Genomic DNA, 16,130 nt, shown 5'->3' on the forward strand with positions numbered 1-16,130 from the left:
TCCTGCAGCCCGATCAGAAAAGCGCAACGCAGGTCTGGCGACAGGTCGCCGACCAGTTGCGCACCCGTTGGCCCAAGCTCGGCGCCTGCATGGACGAGGCCGAAACCGACGTGCTCGCCTAGAGGTCGTCGGCAAACTTGTATGCCTGATGCTCGTCGGTCGTCCTCGTGGACTTATAGACGTATCCCGGCATCCCCGGTGCCTTGATCCGACACATCCATGTCGGTTTCACATAGTCCCCACGAACGAAGAGGTAGATGCCTCCGTCCTTGAAAGTCTTCGATTTCAAGATGTTCTTTCCACTGGGACTTTTCGATTCCTGTGAATCGATGCTGCCAATCGTGGATTCGTTAAGACCCAATTTTTCCAAAACCTCTCCTCCAAATCACATATCCGTATGTGATCCGTATATACCGGATTTTGGATTTTCAGAAAACAGGGGGTCAAATAAACCGCAGAAAACTGCGGTTTCTGGAGCGGGCGAAGGGATTCGAACCCTCGACCCCAACCTTGGCAAGAAATTACGACAACTACGCCAGAACTTCTTTTTCTACGCCAAGGCACTAAAAAGCAAGCTTTTGTTGACTTCAACCTACGATATTCTATCCTCGACCTACCCTGCGAAGCGGTGAATTTCTATTACGTCCTTATTACTTTTCGAATCGCCCACCCTCGCGTAATATGATGGAGGAACTTGTGGCGCTTGCAAAGCTCAATAAGCGGACGGTCGATGCGCTGGCTGCACCAGCGACAGGCCAGGCATTTCTTTGGGATACCGAGATCAAAGGTTTCGGTGTCCGTGTCGGCGCAACCGGGACGAAAACCTTCGTCATCCAGTATATGAATGAGGAAGGCCGGGTTCGGCGAGTGAAGATCGGGCGCTTCGGAGTGATGACGGTCGAGCAAGCCCGCGAGCTCGCGAAGATTCAGTTGGGCAAGGTCGCCTCTGGCGAAGATCCCGCAGAGGAGTCGCGCCGGGTCCGGAAGGATCTCAATGTCGCCGAGATGTGCGAATGGTATCTCGTCGAAGCGCGAGCCGGCCGCATTCTTGGACGGAAGAACCGCCCGATCAAGGACACCTCGCTCAACATGGATGAGAGCCGCATCCGAACGCATATCATCCCGCTGATGGGCAAACGCCTCGTGCGGAAGCTGACGATCGCCGACGTCGAGGCAATGCAAAATGACATTGCAACCGGTCAGACCCGAAAGCCTCCTTCGGGCGGGCGCGGCGGCCGCCCGACGGGCGGTGCCGGCGTTGCCGGGAGGAGCCTCGGCACCCTCCAGGCCATCCTAGGCCATGCAAAGCACAAGGGACTGATTGCGGAACATCCCACGAAGGGCGCGAAGAAGCTCGCGACCAAGAAGAAGACCCGGCGTCTCAGCATCGCCGAGATCGAGCTGCTGGGTCGGGCGATCGGCCGGGCCGAACTGGGTTCCGAGAACCCCGTTGCGCTCGCAATTGTCAGGACGCTCCTTCTGACCGGCTATCGGCGCGAAGAGGCGCAGGCGCTGCAGCGGCAGTGGGTTAACCCCATGGGCGGTTACGTCGCGTTCCCCGACACGAAGAGCGACGCGCAATATCGGGCGATCGGACCCGAGGCGATCAAGATCGTCGTCGCACAGCCCGAGATTGCTGGCTGCCCCTACGTCTTTCCAGCGTCGAATGGCGAAGGCCCGTTTACCGCCGTCAGCGACTGCCTGGCCCGGCTATGCCGCTCGGCCGGCATCGAGGGTGTAACGCCGCATACGCTGCGCCACACCTTCGGGAGCATGGCGGGCGAACTCGGCTTCTCCGAGCTCACGATCCGCGCGATGCTAGGCCACGCGTCGCAAAGTGTGACGCAGGACTATGTTCATATCGATGAAGCCGTGAAGCTGGCAGTCAGCCGCACTTCGGACGAGATCGCAAAACATCTCGAGACTGGCGTGCGGAAGGCGGCAAAGATGAAGTTCGCCGCCTGATCAAGGCAGCGAACCGTCGCGCGCTTCCATTTGCTCGAGAAGCTGCACTCCGATGATCTCCAAATCGGACTTGCCGATATCGGCTACTCTCCGGATCGAGAGGTCATGCTTTAGTATGGCAAGGTCCATCATCAGATCGGGCTCCCCATTCTCCTTCACGTAAGTGGGAACCAGAATGAACGAGCCACCCGCGGGATAGTTATCGAGAAAGAACCTCAGATTCGTGTCGGCGGCAGGTTCGAGCAGCTTGAGGCGGCTCGGCATGCTCACCAGCGTACCAGCGAAATCCCCTGGCTCAGTTCCCGCCATCAATAGCACCGCATAGTGGGACGGGGGCCGACCAGGTAGTTCGCGCAAGATCGCGATGTGGATAGCCCCTTCGGCATCTCGTGCGCCGAACCGTTCGCGCCAACGCTCGAAAATTTGGCGTCCCGCCTCGCGATCCTCAAAGTGCAATCCGACGATCGGGAGATCATGCTGCAGACCGAGCATCACGCCGATCCAGCGGGCCTGCTCCCATTGCGGAATGTCCAAGATAGAGCGCACTTCGACGCTGCGGTGATCGCCAGTCGCGTATCGCTCGCTGATTGTTTCTTCTTCGGGATCAGCCTCTGGCACCCTTACAATTACCGGCCGGTCGGCCTTCGGCGGAAACCGCTCGAGCGATAGCTCGTTCCAATCCGTCAGTCGCGACGCTGGACTGTTCATCGCCCGGATGCGGCTGTTCGAACTCGCGACTGCGGCGCTGACGCGCTCAAGGAGCGATTCTTCCCGAAAAAGCTTCTCCAGAGATATTTTTTGCCGGTCGGCGAGTGAGGTCGCGACGAGCATCAGCGTCGAGAGAAGCAGGAATTGGCTATGGGTTCCGCTCTCACCGAGATGATCGGCGGGTGTCGATCCGGCAGGCCAATGAAGTTTGGCGCGCATTTTATTGCCATCGAAATCAACGCTCGGTGCTGTGGCAACATCGCTTTCCACGAGATCGATATCAAAGCGCTCGACGAATGCTCCGATCCGCAGGCCGATAACCGTAGCAAACAGCGTGTCGATAACCGCCAGCAGGGTTTGGCCGGCGAGCAGCGCTGTGTCGCTGCCCGATAGATGCACCGCGACGCGCATGCCGATAACGCGGGTCTCGATGCTGTGCGGTTGCGGGCTGCCGGTAACCAGCGGCCGACCACCGAGGTCGCCCGCTGGCTGGTTGCGCGACATGTCGAAGATCGCCCGGACCCGCTTGTCCAGCGCGTGAAAATCATCGCCGCCTTCCGCCGCCACCTTCCAAGGATTTCGGCCGTCGACATTATATCGCCGCATCCAGCGCCGGCTGAAACCATCGGGATCGGGATGGCCGGCATCCTTGGCGATGCAGGCAACGGTGCGCTCAAGGTCGTAGCGTTCGACATCCAATGTCACAAGCGCACCATCGGGCGCGCGGCGTAACTCGTTTACGCCCGGCCGGCTGTCGGTGGCCGCAGCGCCATCACGGATCGCGCCTGCGGCCGCAGACACCAGCGCGACGGCATTGGAGCCATTCAAAGCTGCGGGCGCGCTCGCCTCCGCCAGATTGGCGCCGGTCCCTGCAAAGGTGAGCCGCCGCGAACGAAGCGCGTCGATCGTCGACAAGATGCCGCCGGTATCGAGATCCCAGGCGTGATTGTTGGAGGTCGCGACGAGATTCACCCCGATCGCCTGCAAGCAATCGATAACCGACGGCTCTCCGACATGCAGCACCTCGCTGTCCGCGGGCCGTGTCGACTTGCCCGCAAGCGGTCCGGCGATCACCGTTTCAAGGTCGGTGAAAACCGCATCGCGCCCGTCCAGCAGTTGCTTAAACTCCGCCAGGCCGGTCCAGCCGATAGCCCGTAAATCCGTCTTAATGAGCGACTGACCCAAGAGACTGATCCGCAGCGACCGCTTTCCCGCGCCCGTCAGAACCGGCAGAAAAGCCACCGAAATTCCGGCACCAATCAGTTGCCGGCGCGTGGGTGTGCTGAAGCTCGCTCGCATCGTCGTCCCCTCTCTCTAAGCGCGTCATACGAAGAGTGAGCAATGCAGGGCAATGTCATGCACTTTTGTTATGACTGTATGTAGAGCTGTCATAATATTTTTTGCGGCAGCGCTTGGCCCTAAGCCATCTGCGAATCACAGATTGGGGGACAATATGACCATCGCATCCGCTCGTTTCGCCCGGCGTATCCAGCTTGCCAGACTTGCCGCCGCCGCCGGAATCAGCCTTGGCGCCCTCGCCTGGCCGTCGCTGGTTCAGGCACAAGATACGGTGGAAGCTGAAGAGGACACGGCAACGGACGTCGATCCCGGCGGCGATATCATCGTCACGGGTTCACGCATCGGACGCAAGGATGCGGCCTCGGTCGGTCCGATCCTGACGGTCACCTCCGAAGACATTACCAAGTCGGGCACCTCGTCGATCGGCGACCTGCTCCAGAAACTGCCTTCGGCGGGCGTCAGCCTCAATTCGAACGGCACGCAAGGCACCTCCTACGGCGCCAGCTCGATCAACCTGCGCTATCTCGGCGGCGGCGAAGGCAGCGGCAACCGGGTCCTCGTTCTCGTCGACGGGCATCGCTGGGTCGACGGTGTAGGCCAGCGCGGCTTCCGCGATTTCGTCGACCTCAACACGATGCCGCAGGGCATGATCGATGGCATTGAAATCCTGAAGGACGGTGCGTCGGCAATCTACGGTGCCGACGCGATCGCGGGCGTCGTCAACATCAAGACGGTCCAGCCGTTCGATGGGCTGCGCGGCTCCGTCCGTGCCGGTATCACCACCCAGGGCGATGGCGCCGAGCTTGGCGGCAAGCTGACTGTCGGCAAGACCTGGGACCGCGCTTCGATCATTTTGTCGGGCAGCTATTTCCGCTCGCGTCCGATCCGCACCGACGCGCGCGACCTGACGACGCTGACGCTCGTCCCGCAAACCGCGGTGGGCAATAACCCCAATGGGCTGTTCATCCTGCCGGGCCTCGCGAACAATGCCTATTTCGGCACCGGCGCCGGCTTCGCCAGTTCGGCGAACCCGATCGTGCTCAACAATGGCGCGACGATCGGCGCGGGGAATAGCGCCGACAATGCTTTCCATGTCGGCGCGCTTCCGGGCGACTTCTACAACACGCAGGCGCAGGGCATCTACTCGGCGGGCCCGTCGGAACGCTACGGTTTCTATGGCCGGTTCGACTATGAACTGACCGACGATGTCACGATCAAGCTGGAGGGCGTCTATAACCGGCGCAAGTCGAACCAGCTCTTCTCGCCCGTGCTGCTCGACGTCGGCGGTACCGCGGGTTCGGTTCGCGGCTTCTCCATCCCCAACAACCAGGCATTCAACCCCTTCGGCACCGCCAATGGCGTTCCCACCGCCAATGCACTCGCGTTCGGGGCCAACAGCGCGTGGCGCATCCGCAAGGTGATGACCGACGTCGGCAACCGCAACAATATTCAGGACGTCGAGACGATCCGCTTCTCGGTCGGGGTCGACGGCAGTTTCATGATCGGGGGTGGCGAGTGGCGCTGGGACGTCTTCGGCTCCTATTCGAAGAACAGCATCAACACGGTCGCCGAAAATGGCATCAACTATGACAATCTGTTCCTGGGGCTCGGGTCGCCCGCGGCCTGCGCTGCGGCGGCGGGATGCGTGCCGATCAACCTGTTCGCGCCGATGACCGCCGAGCAGGCGGCCTTCATTCGCTTCACGACGCGTGAATATAATCGCACCGAACTCTATAACGCCGCGTTCAACGTGACGGGGAACCTGTTCGACCTGCCCGCAGGGCCGGTCGCGCTCGCAGTCGGTTATGAATATCGTCAGAATCGTGGCTTCGACGCGCCCGATCCGATCGTCAATGCCGCCCCGACCTATCTCAATCCCGCGCTCTATACGAAGACCACCGGGCAGACACGCACGGCCACCGTCGGCAGCTACGACCTGCACGAAGCCTATGCCGAGCTGAATGTACCGATCTTCCGCGACCAGGCCTTTGCGAAGAGCCTCGAACTCAGCCTCGCGGGCCGCTACTCGGACTATTCGACGGTCGGCAACAAGGTGACGCTGAAAGCCGGCGTCGGCTATCGTCCGATCGACGACATCCTTCTGCGCGGCACCTATTCGCAGGGCTTCCGTGCACCGTCGATCCTGGAACTCTATCAGGGTGCGCGGCAGGCGAGCTTCCAGGGCATCGACCCTTGCAATGGCGGCGCAGCGGCCAATGCAGGCCTTCCCGGGTGCGCGGGCGTGCCGGCGGGTTACAACCAGGTCAACTTCAACCTCAACGGCCTGATTGCCGGCGTGATCAGCGGCAATGTCGGTCTCAAGCCCGAAACAGCCGATACCTTCAGCGGCGGTATTGCCATCACGCCGAGCGGCATTCGCGGGCTGTCGCTGACGGTCGATTATTACAAGATCAAGATCAAGAACGCGATCGCGGCCCAGACGCCGACCCAGATCATGCAGCTGTGCGCGGTGCGCGGGGGCGTGTTCTGCGACCTCGTCACCCGCGATGCGGGGACCGGCGAAATCCTTCAACTCCTGCAGGGCGCGCAAAATCTGAACTCGATCACGACCGACGGGGTCGACGCGACGCTGCGGTACGACTTCAGCACCGACATCGGACGCATCTCGGCCGTGATCGACGCCTCTTATCTCAATTCGTTCCGGACCACGGCACCGAACCCCGCCGGCGGCGACCCGATCGTCGATGAGCGCGCCGGCAAAGGCGACACGCCGCGCGCGACCTATCCGCACTGGAAGGGTCAGGCCTCGCTCGGCTGGACCGGCGATGCCGTCGATGTGATGCTGCGCGGCCGCTATATCGGCCCGACGACCGACGTCGTGAATGCCGTCAAGGATGCGCGCACCAAGTCGATCATCTATACGGATCTCGAAGTCGGCTTCAGCATCAACGACGATGCCGCGCGCTTCAGCCTCGGCGTCAACAACCTGTTCGACAAGGCACCGCCGGCTTCCTACGCCAATGCCCCGATCAACTATGACATCTACACCTATGATGCGCGCGGCCGTTTCGTCTACGCCAGCTTCTCGGTAAAGATGTGATCGGGTTCGGCCGCGCCGACAGCGGCGCGGCCCCAATTAGGCGGGGCGCGTCGACCATGTCAGGAAAGACGGAAAAATGGCTGGACCGGGTCGAACGCTGGGGTAACGCTCTTCCCGACCCGGTCTTCATCTTCCTTGGCCTTATTGCCGCGCTGGTCGGCGTTTCGGTCGCCGCGGCGCTGCTCGGTTGGAGCGCGGTCAACCCGGTGAGCGGCGAGACGCTCACGACGAAGAGCCTGCTCTCCGCCGAGAATGTCGGCAAGCTGCTGACCCAGATGCCCGAGACGATGGCGCATTTCCCGCCATTGGGACTGATCCTCGTCGTCATGCTCGGCGCCGCGGTCGCCGAGCGCTCGGGATTGTTCACAGCCCTCATGACCCGCGCGATGCGCGGCGTCCCGACCCGTTTCCTCAGCCCGGCGATCTTCCTGATCGGGCTGCTGTCGCATCAGGCGGCCGATGCCGCTTATGTCGTGTTGATCCCGCTCTCGGCGATCATCTTCGCGGCGGCGGGACGCCACCCGCTCTCGGGGATTGCAATTGCCTATGCCGGCATTTCCGGCGCCTTCGCGGCCAATCTTGTGCCGGGACAGTTCGACGTGCTGATGCTCGGCATTACCAAGTCGGCGACCGCATTGCTTGTCCCCGACCATATGCTCAATCCGCTCGGCAACTGGTATTTCACCGCCGCGCTCGGACTGATCCTGATCCCCGTGACCTGGTTCGTGAACGACCGCATCGTCGAGCCCCGCCTCGGCGCCTGGACCGGTTCGCCGCCCGAGGGGGAGATCGAGGATCAAGCCGATCCGGCGGCACAGCGCAAAGGCCTGCGCCGCGCCGGGGTTGCAGCCCTCGCCATCGCGCTGCTCTTCGCGGCCCTTGCGCTATGGCCGAGCTACACCCCGCTCATCGACACCGCGGCAGAGGGGCCAGCACGGCTCGGACCCTTCTACGCCTCGCTGGTGGCAGGCTTCATGCTGCTCTTTCTCGTCTGCGGCTGGGCCTATGGCGCCGCTGTCGGCACGATCAAATCGCACCGCGACGTGGTGAAGATGATGACCGAGGGCCTCGCGACCATGACGCCTTTCCTCGTCATCTCCTTCTTCGCCGCCCATTTCATCGCGATGTTCGCCTGGTCGAACCTTGGTCCTGTCATGGCGATCAACGGTGCCGACTGGCTTCGTGCACAGCATCTCGCAACCCCGGTGATGTTGATCCTCCTGCTGCTCATGTCCTCGGTGTTCGATCTCGTCATCGGATCCGCCTCGGCGAAGTGGAGCGCGATGGCGCCTATCGTCGTGCCGATGTTGATGCTGCTCGGCGTGTCGCCCGAAATGACGACCGCAGCCTATCGGATGGGCGACTCGATCTTCAATATCGTCACCCCGGTAGCGGCGAACTTCGTCCTGGTCCTCGTCCTCGCACAGCGCTGGCGGCAGGATTTTGGCGTCGGCTCGCTGATCGCGCTGATGCTGCCCTTTTCGATCGCGATCGGGCTGACCGGCCTCTGCCTCATCGGAGCCTGGACAAGCTTCGAACTCCCCGTGGGCCCTGGCGCGGCCGCAACTTATGAGATGGCCGCCCGATGATCGAGACAATGGATATTCGGGTGATACGCAACGCAATGGTACCCATGCGCGACGGCGTGCATCTGGCGACCGATGTCTATCTGCCTGTAGAGGGCGCCGCGCTCCCGGTGCTCCTCGAGCGCATCCCCTATGACAAGGACGGCACCAACCACGCGGACTTCTCGGCTGCCGATCAGACACCGCTCTCGAAGCCCGAGCTTGCACAAATCTTTGCCCGCCATGGCTATGCCTTTGTCCTTCAGGACTGCCGGGGCCGCTATGGCTCGGAGGGCGTATTCCGCAAATATCTGGCGGAAGCCGAAGATGGCGAAGACACGATGGCATGGATCATGGACCAACCATGGTGCAACGGCCGGATCGGGACGCTCGGCCTCTCTTATGGCGCGCATGTCCAGGCCGCGCTCGCCACGCTCGATCCACCGGGTCTCGCGGCGATGTTCCTGGATTCAGGTGGCTTCTCGAGCGCCTATCATAGCGGGATCCGTCAGGGCGGCGCCTATGAGCTGAAGCAGCTGACCTGGGCGTTCAAACACGCGCTGCTCGCTCCCGAAACCCTGGCCGACCCGGCGCGGCGCGCGGCGCTCGAGGCCGCGGACATTCGCGATTGGGTTGGCGTGGAGAAATGGCGCCCCGGCCATTCTCCGATCAGTGCGGCGCCCGAGTATGAGGATTTCATCCTCGAGCAATGGAATGCGGACAGTTTTACCGACTTCTGGAAGCAGCGCGGCCTTTATGCCCGAGGCTGGTACGACAGCTTCGCCGATGTGCCGATGGTGCATATGTCGAGCTGGTACGACCCTTATGCGCTGACGGCCGTCGAGAATTTCACGGGTCTTGCGGCGCGTAAGCGCGGCCCGGTAAAGCTGATCATGGGCCCGTGGACGCATGGCAAGCGCTCGCTGACCTTTTCGGGCGATGCCGATTTCGGACCGCAATCGACCCTCGACCATCTGTTCGGCGACTATGTCACGCTCCGCATGCGCTGGTTCGATTGCCATATGCGGGACGCCGCGACCGATCCGCTACCTGCTTCGGTCTATCTTTTCACCATGGGCGGCGGAACAGGCCGCCGCCTGTCGAGCGGGCGGTTGGACCATGGCGGGCAATGGCGGAGTGCCGCCAACTGGCCGCTCCCCGCCATGCGGATGACCCCGTTCCATCTGCATGCCGACGGAAGCCTCGGCGAGACGCCACCTTCCAAGCCCGATGCCCGCGAATTTGTGCACGACCCGCATCGTCCGGTTCCGACAATCGGCGGAGCGATCGCCTCGGGCGCGCCGGTCATGGAGGCCGGCGGATTCGACCAGCGGGAAGGACCGGACTTCTTCGGTTCGAGCGTGGCGGGACGGGCACTGGCCGATCGGTCTGACGTCCTGACCTTCGAGACGCCGATACTGCGCGCCGATGTCGAACTGACCGGCCAGGCCATAGCCGACCTGTTCGTCAGCTCGACGGCCATCGACACCGACGTCACGATCAAAATCGTTGATGTTTATCCGGCGAGCGCCGATTATCCGGAGGGCTATGCGCTCAACATTGCGCACGGGCTGGTGCGGATGCGCTTCCGCAATTCGTTCGAGGCCCCTGAAGCCATGGAGCCGGGAAAGGTCTATCGCGTGCAGATTGCGTCTTTTCCGATGAGCAACCTTTTCGCGAACGGGCATCGCATCCGGATCGAGATCGCCGGCAGCAACTTCCCGCACTTCGACATCAATCCCAATACCGACTGGCGGATCGAGGGACTGGCGCCGGTTGTCGCGGAGACGAGCATCCACCTCGGCGGCAACCAGGCCTCGCAAATCCTGCTGCCGGTCGTGATCGACGGAGCGGACTGACGGTGCGAAAGCCGCGTGCGCCGGCCGGCGTCGAGCCCGACAAGGATGTCAGTTTCCGCGCACTTCGCGTCTTCTCCGAGATCATGCGCACCGGGTCCGCGACCGCGGCAGGCAAGCAATTGTCGCTGTCGCAGCCCGCGGTCAGCCGCGTCATCGCGCAGCTCGAGACGCAGGTCGGCTTCGACCTGTTCTACCGTGATCGCGGCAAGCTGGTGCCGACCGCCGACGGGACCAAGCTGATCCAGGAGGTCGAGCTGACCCTCGCCAGCATCGACAGGTTCAACAGCCTTGTTCGCGACATCGCAGGCTATTCGGCCGGAACGATCCGGATCGTTGCACCGCCGAGCTTTGCCGAGGGCATCCTGCCCGATATCGTCTCGCGGTTTCGCGAGCGCTTCCCGGGCGTTGAGTTCAACATCGACTCGCGCAGTGTCGAGACGGCACGGACCATGATCGCGATGCGCTACGTCGACTGCGGATTCGTGAAGCTGCCCGCGGAAGAAAATGATCTGGCGATCGAGCAGATTGTTGCGAGCGGCTCGGTATGCGTCATGCACGAGGATCATCCCCTCGCTGGTCACGCCACCATCACCCCGGCCGAGATCGGTCAGCATCCGCTCATTCTTCTCGGCGCGGGCCGCCACTGGCGGACGCAGGTCGATGCAGCCTTCGCCTCCTTCGGGCTTCGACCCGTTGTCGCGGTCGAGACCCACACCCACGGGTCGGCCTGCGCGCTTGCCGCGCGAGGCAATGGAATGGCCATTTTGAACGAACTTCTGGTGAAGCCGTACCTCCACAAGCCGCTGGTGACCCGGCCATTCGAGCCGCCCATCACCCATGAATATGCCTTTGCCGTATCCAATGTGTCGCGCCCGTCCAGGCTGACGCAGGAATTCCGCAACGAGGTCAAAGCCTATTTCGGCTCCTGACGGATCGCCGACGACGCCTGGGTGAACCTCACTCCCTGCGACGTTGCTTGCTGAACTCGCGATCGCTCGCGATGAACCGGTCGACGATCGGCGGTATCAGCTTCTCCAGCGGTAGCGGCGAGGCGAGACCATTCAAGCGCGCATGAACCGCGGCATAGTCGGTGAGGTCGCGCATCAAAGCACCCGAAAACTCGACCGAGAGCTTTACAGGCTTCTCCTCCACGATCGCGTGACCACGGCGGTCAGCGCGGAGCGATGACGGCCGTAGGTCTCGTAAATCCACTGGATGATTTCCTCGCGCCGCTCATGCTCGAAGTCGACGTCGATATCGGGCGGCTCCTTGCGCTCGCCCGACACGAAGCGCTCGAAGAGCAACTCGTGCTTGATCGGGTCGATCGAGGTGACGCCGAGCAGGAAGCAGACGCAGCTGTTCGCCGCCGACCCGCGCCCTTGGCACAATATGCCGCGGCGCCGGCTCTCGGCGACGATCGAATTGACGGTCAGGAAATAGGGCGCGTAGCCGAGCTCGCCGATCAGGCGCAGCTCATGCGCGATCTGCTTCCGATAGGCAGGCGGCACGCCGCCCGGAAACATCCGGTTCGCACCTTCCTCGGTCAACGCCGCCAACGCCTCTTGCGCGGTGCGGCCCTCCATCACCTGCTCATAGGGATATTGGTAGCGGATCTCGCCAAGGTCGAAGCGGCAGGCTGCCGCGATGTCGGCGGTCGCCGCGATCGCGTCGGGGAAGAGCGCGAAGCGCCTTTCCATTTCGGCCGGGCTCTTCAACGCCCGGTCCATGAAGCGTTCGCGCTTGAACCCGAGTGCATCGACCGTCGTCTTCTCGCGGATCGCGGTCAGCACGTCCTGCAGCGGGCGCCGTTCGGGCGCATGGTAGAGGATGTCGCCGAGCGCGACGCTCCGCACCCCGAGCTCCTGCGCCAGCGCATCGAGCGCGCGAAGCCGCGCGAAATCGCCGGGCCGGCGGCGCAGCGCGAGCGCGAGAAAGGCGCGCGGGCCGAAGGCGCCGCTGAGCTCGGCGAGATCGAGCCGCGCCCGCTCGTCGGCTTCACCGGGCAGGAGGATCGCGACGAGGCCCTCGGCCGCGGCCGCGACATCGGGCCAGTCGAGCCAGCAATTGCCCTTGCCGCCGCGCGCCTTCCCCAAGGAAAGCAGCCGGGTCAGCCGCGACCAGGCCGCGCGATCGGTCGGATAGAGGAGGATCGAGCGACCGTCGCGGAGGTCGACGCGCGTCCCCGCGATCAGCCGGACGCCGGTTGTTTCCTGTCCCGACAGGCCGCGCACCATGCCGGCGACACTGCCCCGGTCGCAAAGCCCGAGAGCCGAATGGCCGAGGGCAACGGCGGCCGCGAACAATTCCTCGGGCGAAGAGGCCCCCCGCAGAAAGGAAAAATGGCTCGTGGCGTAGAGTTCGACATAGGTCGTAACGGGTTCCGTCATCCGAACACGCCATGCATGTACCAGCTGAGGTCACCCGTCTTGTCGGTGATCGCGTCGCCGCGGCGGAAGAGCCAGAAGCGCTCGCCGCTTGTCGCCTCGACCCGGAAATAGTCGCGAACCGCCCACATCTCGCCGGGACGACGCCACCATTCGCCATGGATCCGCTCGGGGCCATCGCCTGCGACCACGGCATAGCTCCGCCCGCGCCACGCGAAGCGGCGCGGCGGATGGTCGGGAAGCAAGGCGACGACGCCCGACAGCGCCTCGGGCCGCGCGAGCATCCGGATCGGCCGCGGCCAGACGGGCCAGCCGGCGGGCTTGACCAAAGGCCCGGCGCGCACGATCGCGCGCTCGGGGACATCGCTTTCGATCGCGGACAGGCGGAACAGCGCGGCATCGCCGGCGCGGCCGGCCAGCGCATCGACGAGCGGAGCGAGGTCGGGCGCCTGGCGTGCCGTGTCGAGGGCGGCGGCGATCGCCTCGGGCGCCAGCGCTTCGACCTGCGGCGCCGCGAGAACCATCGTCTCGATCCCGAGCCCCGGTTCGATCCGGTCGATCCGGAGTCTGAACAGGCGCATCAGATGTTTCGCGTCGCGCGTCGCGCGCGCCGTCCCGACGGTGATGAACTGCGCGCCCATGTCCAGCCGGTCGCAGCGCAAGACGAGGCTCCGCACGCCAAGACTACGCTCGCGCAGCGCGAGCACGAGATCGCCGAGCAGGTCGGCGATGACCTGCTCGATCGCCTCGGCGGTCCCGATCGGTTCGAGCAAGGAACGGCGCGCCTCGGGCATGTCGAACGGCACGACCGGAACGATCGGCTCGGGCACAAAGCCGCGCGCCTGATCGAGCCGCTCGACCGCGCCGCGCCCGAGCCGCCGGGCCAAGGGCCCGCGCGGCATCGGATAAAGATCGGCGATCCGCTCGATCCCGAAGCGCGCCGCCGCGGCGAGCGCCTCCGGCGCCAGCCGGAGCGCCGCCAGCGGCAAAGGCGCCAGCGCGTCGCTCTCGCCTCCTTCCGGCAAGATCCCCACGCCCGCGCCGCCATAGCGCGCGAGCGCGTGCGCGGCGCCCGGCGTGCCGGCGATCGCGACACGCGCGGTGAAGCCGAGGCGCCGCAGAAAACCGAGCAGACGCGCCGCGAAACGCTCTTCGCCGCCGAAGAGATGCGTCGTGCCCGACAGGTCGAGCCACAGCCCGTCGGTGCCCGACACCGCCGCCGTCGGCGTCCAGCAGCGGGCGGCGTGGAGCGCAAGGCGATCGAGCCACGCGCGATCGGCGTCGGGTGCGGCGTCGAGTATGTCGAGATCGGAGACCAGCGCGCGCGCATGGGCGGCCGCCATGCCGGGCACGAGGCCGAGATCGAGCGCCGCCGGACAGGCGGCGGTCACGACGTCGCGCTGGCCGGTTCGCGCGACGACGATCGTCGGACGGAGGCCCCAGAGCGGCGGCAGCGGCGCAGCGAGCCCGCCCGACGTCCCGTCGTCCGAGCGCAACGCCCGGAACACCGGTGCGGCAGCTTCGCTCCGCCGTCCCAGCTCGCGCATCGTCGGTCGCTGGTGCGCCGGGAGGGCGTCGAGCGACGGCCTGCCGGAGTGCGTGCCTTGCGCCCAGCGCGCGCCCGGACGCCAGCCGCCGCCGCGCGGCACCGAACAGGTGCCGGGATTGTCGTCGACAGGCTCGGGGCAGCGCGGACCAGCCCGCGCCCGATCAGGCGGCGTGCCCGAATGCAACGGTGTCCGTTCTGCCCGGCGCAACCGCTCGATCGGCAGTTGCGGCAGGAAGAGCGAGGCGACCCTGGTCATCGCACGCCTCCAGTTCGAGGGAAAAAGGCGGCCCGCCGCGCTGCCGGACCAGCTCGACATTCCAGCGCCCGCGCCCGACGCCGGGCGAGGCGAGGCGGCCCGACGACAAGATGCCGATGCGCCAGCGGGTCATTGCGAGCGACGGATCGGCGAGCGGGCATTGGCCGTAACGCCGGTACCGGCGATAGAGGATCATCGGCGTGTTGCCCTCGGATGCGGCCAGTTGCAGCCGGCGCGTCGCGGTCTGATCGGCCGCTTTCACTTCGGCAACGACGCAGGCGAGCGAACCATCGCGCAGCGCGTCCTCGCACAGCGCCAGCAGTTCCTTGTCGGTCCTGCCTTGAGCATAGAGCACGCGGTCCGGACCGAGCCCCGCCTGTTCGAGACCGGGGGCATAGAGATCGAACCGCGTGAGCGCCCAGAGCGCCGACACGTCGGGCGCCGCCGCGAAGCGCGACGCGATTCCAGCCGCGAAGAGCGTTGCCGCAGCGTCGTCGCTCCAGCTTGCCGAGGCGCCCGCGACCTCATGCAGGCCTGCGCCATCGAGCCCGCCGCCAGCGAGAAGATGATCGACCGGCCCGACGCCGAACGGCAGGACCGGCCCGCGCGAGGCGGCTGCACGCGCCACCGCCGCGCGAAGCACGTCGATATCTCTGGCACTTGGCCGAGGTGCAGATTGGGGCGTCGTGCTCATGGGAATATCGACTCAAATGTTCCCTTTATGTTCCACCGAGTCAAAGGGCGCGTCAAGCGGGCCGCGACGAACCGCCGGGAATCGGTGTGCGCCTTCCGCTCAGCCTCTGTAAAAGCGCAACAAATTGGGCTCATGATCGTGACGGCTGCGTCGTGCTGACGGAACGAGGATCGCCGCCAAAGCATTGGAAGACCGGTGACGGACCTATTGCGAGGCGAATCATGCGCGAGAAGCACAGCCGCTATTCCACCGTCTCGATCGTCCTGCACTGGACGATCGCCATCCTGATCATCGCCAATGCCACCTTTGGCGGCTGGATGGAGGACGCCTCGGACAGCGAGAAACTCGGCTATTATCAGCTGCACAAATCGGTCGGGATCACGATCCTCGCGCTCAGCCTTATCCGGCTCGGCTGGCGCTTCGGCCATCCCTGGCCGGCCTTCCCCGGCGGCATGCCGTCATGGGAACGGCTGCTCGCGCGCACGACCCATATCCTCTTTTATGTGCTGATGATCGGCGCCCCGCTTCTCGGCTGGGCCGCAGCGTCGGCGGGCGGCGCGCCCGAAGTGCCGCTTTACGGCGCCGTGCCCGCACCCAATCTTCCGCTACCGCTGAATGAGGATCTCGCGGAAGAGCTCGGCGACATACACAAGCTGATGGTGAAGGCCATTTACGTCGTGCTTGGGCTGCATGTTCTCGGCGCGCTCAAGCATCATTTTTTCGACAAGGACGAAGTGCTTCACCGGATGCTGCCGCTGTTTCGCAATCCGCGCGGCTGACACGCGTCGGC

At 64.4% G+C, this 16,130-nt stretch carries 11 protein-coding genes and 1 pseudogene; 7 read left to right on the forward strand and 5 right to left on the reverse strand.

The window, feature by feature from the left end:
• Nucleotides 1-290: 290 nt before the first annotated feature.
• Together L0963_RS17290 and L0963_RS17295 are read left to right on the forward strand one after the other, a co-directional pair.
• Nucleotides 291-632 (forward strand): hypothetical protein, encoded by a 342-nt coding sequence (locus L0963_RS17290; RefSeq protein WP_234180818.1) that lies wholly within the window; start codon nt 291-293, stop codon nt 630-632.
• 64 nt (nt 633-696) lie between these two features.
• Nucleotides 697-1,965, forward strand: coding sequence for a site-specific integrase (locus L0963_RS17295; protein ID WP_152998866.1), 1,269 nt, complete (start codon nt 697-699; stop codon nt 1,963-1,965).
• On the opposite strand, the gene L0963_RS17300 is transcribed toward L0963_RS17295, so the two are convergent.
• A complete protein-coding gene (locus L0963_RS17300) occupies nt 1,966-3,972 on the reverse strand; it encodes a CapA family protein (protein WP_234180820.1) in 2,007 nt (668 codons plus the stop codon).
• Between the two features lie 154 nt (nt 3,973-4,126).
• Between L0963_RS17300 and L0963_RS17305 the strand changes: the two genes are divergently transcribed.
• From L0963_RS17305 to L0963_RS17320, 4 genes are read left to right on the forward strand one after another with little or no spacing between them, the layout of a single operon-like run.
• Nucleotides 4,127-7,033, forward strand: a complete 2,907-nt coding sequence (locus tag L0963_RS17305; protein WP_234180822.1) for a TonB-dependent receptor — start codon at nt 4,127-4,129, stop codon at nt 7,031-7,033.
• 56 nt (nt 7,034-7,089) lie between these two features.
• Nucleotides 7,090-8,622, forward strand: a complete 1,533-nt coding sequence (locus tag L0963_RS17310; protein ID WP_234180824.1) for an AbgT family transporter — start codon at nt 7,090-7,092, stop codon at nt 8,620-8,622.
• Between the two features lie 44 nt (nt 8,623-8,666).
• Nucleotides 8,667-10,457: a CocE/NonD family hydrolase gene (locus L0963_RS17315; protein WP_234180826.1), complete on the forward strand. Its 1,791-nt coding sequence runs from the start codon at nt 8,667-8,669 to the stop codon at nt 10,455-10,457.
• Nucleotides 10,458-10,459: 2 nt separating this feature from the next.
• Entirely contained in the window at nt 10,460-11,386 is a 927-nt protein-coding gene (locus L0963_RS17320; protein WP_234180828.1) for a LysR family transcriptional regulator, read from the forward strand.
• A 28-nt stretch (nt 11,387-11,414) separates the two neighbouring features.
• On the opposite strand, the gene L0963_RS17325 is transcribed toward L0963_RS17320, so the two are convergent.
• The 4 genes and pseudogenes from L0963_RS17325 to L0963_RS17340 form a co-directional block, all read right to left on the reverse strand.
• Complete coding sequence (locus tag L0963_RS17325) at nt 11,415-11,561, reverse strand: DUF2274 domain-containing protein (RefSeq protein WP_234180830.1); 147 nt, start codon at nt 11,559-11,561, stop codon at nt 11,415-11,417.
• A 50-nt stretch (nt 11,562-11,611) separates the two neighbouring features.
• Nucleotides 11,612-12,844 (reverse strand): annotated as a pseudogene (locus tag L0963_RS17330) (PHP domain-containing protein); the annotation flags it as partial.
• A complete protein-coding gene (locus L0963_RS17335; protein WP_326490201.1) occupies nt 12,841-14,646 on the reverse strand; it encodes a DUF6504 family protein in 1,806 nt (601 codons plus the stop codon). The pseudogene L0963_RS17330 and the gene L0963_RS17335, both read right to left, overlap by 4 nt.
• Entirely contained in the window at nt 14,552-15,340 is a 789-nt protein-coding gene (locus L0963_RS17340; protein WP_234180832.1) for an ImuA family protein, read from the reverse strand. The genes L0963_RS17335 and L0963_RS17340 overlap by 95 nt, the downstream gene beginning before the upstream one ends.
• Nucleotides 15,341-15,561: 221 nt before the next feature.
• Between L0963_RS17340 and L0963_RS17345 the strand changes: the two genes are divergently transcribed.
• On the forward strand, nt 15,562-16,119 hold the full coding sequence (locus L0963_RS17345; RefSeq protein ID WP_234180834.1) for a cytochrome b: 558 nt from the start codon (nt 15,562-15,564) through the stop codon (nt 16,117-16,119).
• The last annotated feature ends 11 nt before the right edge of the window (nt 16,120-16,130 follow it).

It is taken from the genome of Sphingopyxis sp. NFH-91 (assembly GCF_021401285.1).
GTDB lineage: Bacteria > Pseudomonadota > Alphaproteobacteria > Sphingomonadales > Sphingomonadaceae > Sphingopyxis > Sphingopyxis terrae_A.

What these genes read in the sequence shown, in the direction of transcription:
- L0963_RS17290 (WP_234180818.1), top strand. Translation starts at nt 291, where the DNA reads ATGTTCTTTCCACTGGGACTTTTCGATTCCTGTGAATCGATGCTGCCA.
- L0963_RS17300 (WP_234180820.1), bottom strand. Translation starts at nt 3,972, where the DNA reads ATGCGAGCGAGCTTCAGCACACCCACGCGCCGGCAACTGATTGGTGCC.
- L0963_RS17305 (WP_234180822.1), top strand. Translation starts at nt 4,127, where the DNA reads ATGACCATCGCATCCGCTCGTTTCGCCCGGCGTATCCAGCTTGCCAGA.
- L0963_RS17335 (WP_326490201.1), bottom strand. Translation starts at nt 14,646, where the DNA reads ATGACCAGGGTCGCCTCGCTCTTCCTGCCGCAACTGCCGATCGAGCGG.
- L0963_RS17345 (WP_234180834.1), top strand. Translation starts at nt 15,562, where the DNA reads ATGCGCGAGAAGCACAGCCGCTATTCCACCGTCTCGATCGTCCTGCAC.
- L0963_RS17315 (WP_234180826.1), top strand. Translation starts at nt 8,667, where the DNA reads ATGCGCGACGGCGTGCATCTGGCGACCGATGTCTATCTGCCTGTAGAG.
- L0963_RS17325 (WP_234180830.1), bottom strand. Translation starts at nt 11,561, where the DNA reads ATGCGCGACCTCACCGACTATGCCGCGGTTCATGCGCGCTTGAATGGT.
- L0963_RS17310 (WP_234180824.1), top strand. Translation starts at nt 7,090, where the DNA reads ATGTCAGGAAAGACGGAAAAATGGCTGGACCGGGTCGAACGCTGGGGT.
- L0963_RS17340 (WP_234180832.1), bottom strand. Translation starts at nt 15,340, where the DNA reads ATGAGCACGACGCCCCAATCTGCACCTCGGCCAAGTGCCAGAGATATC.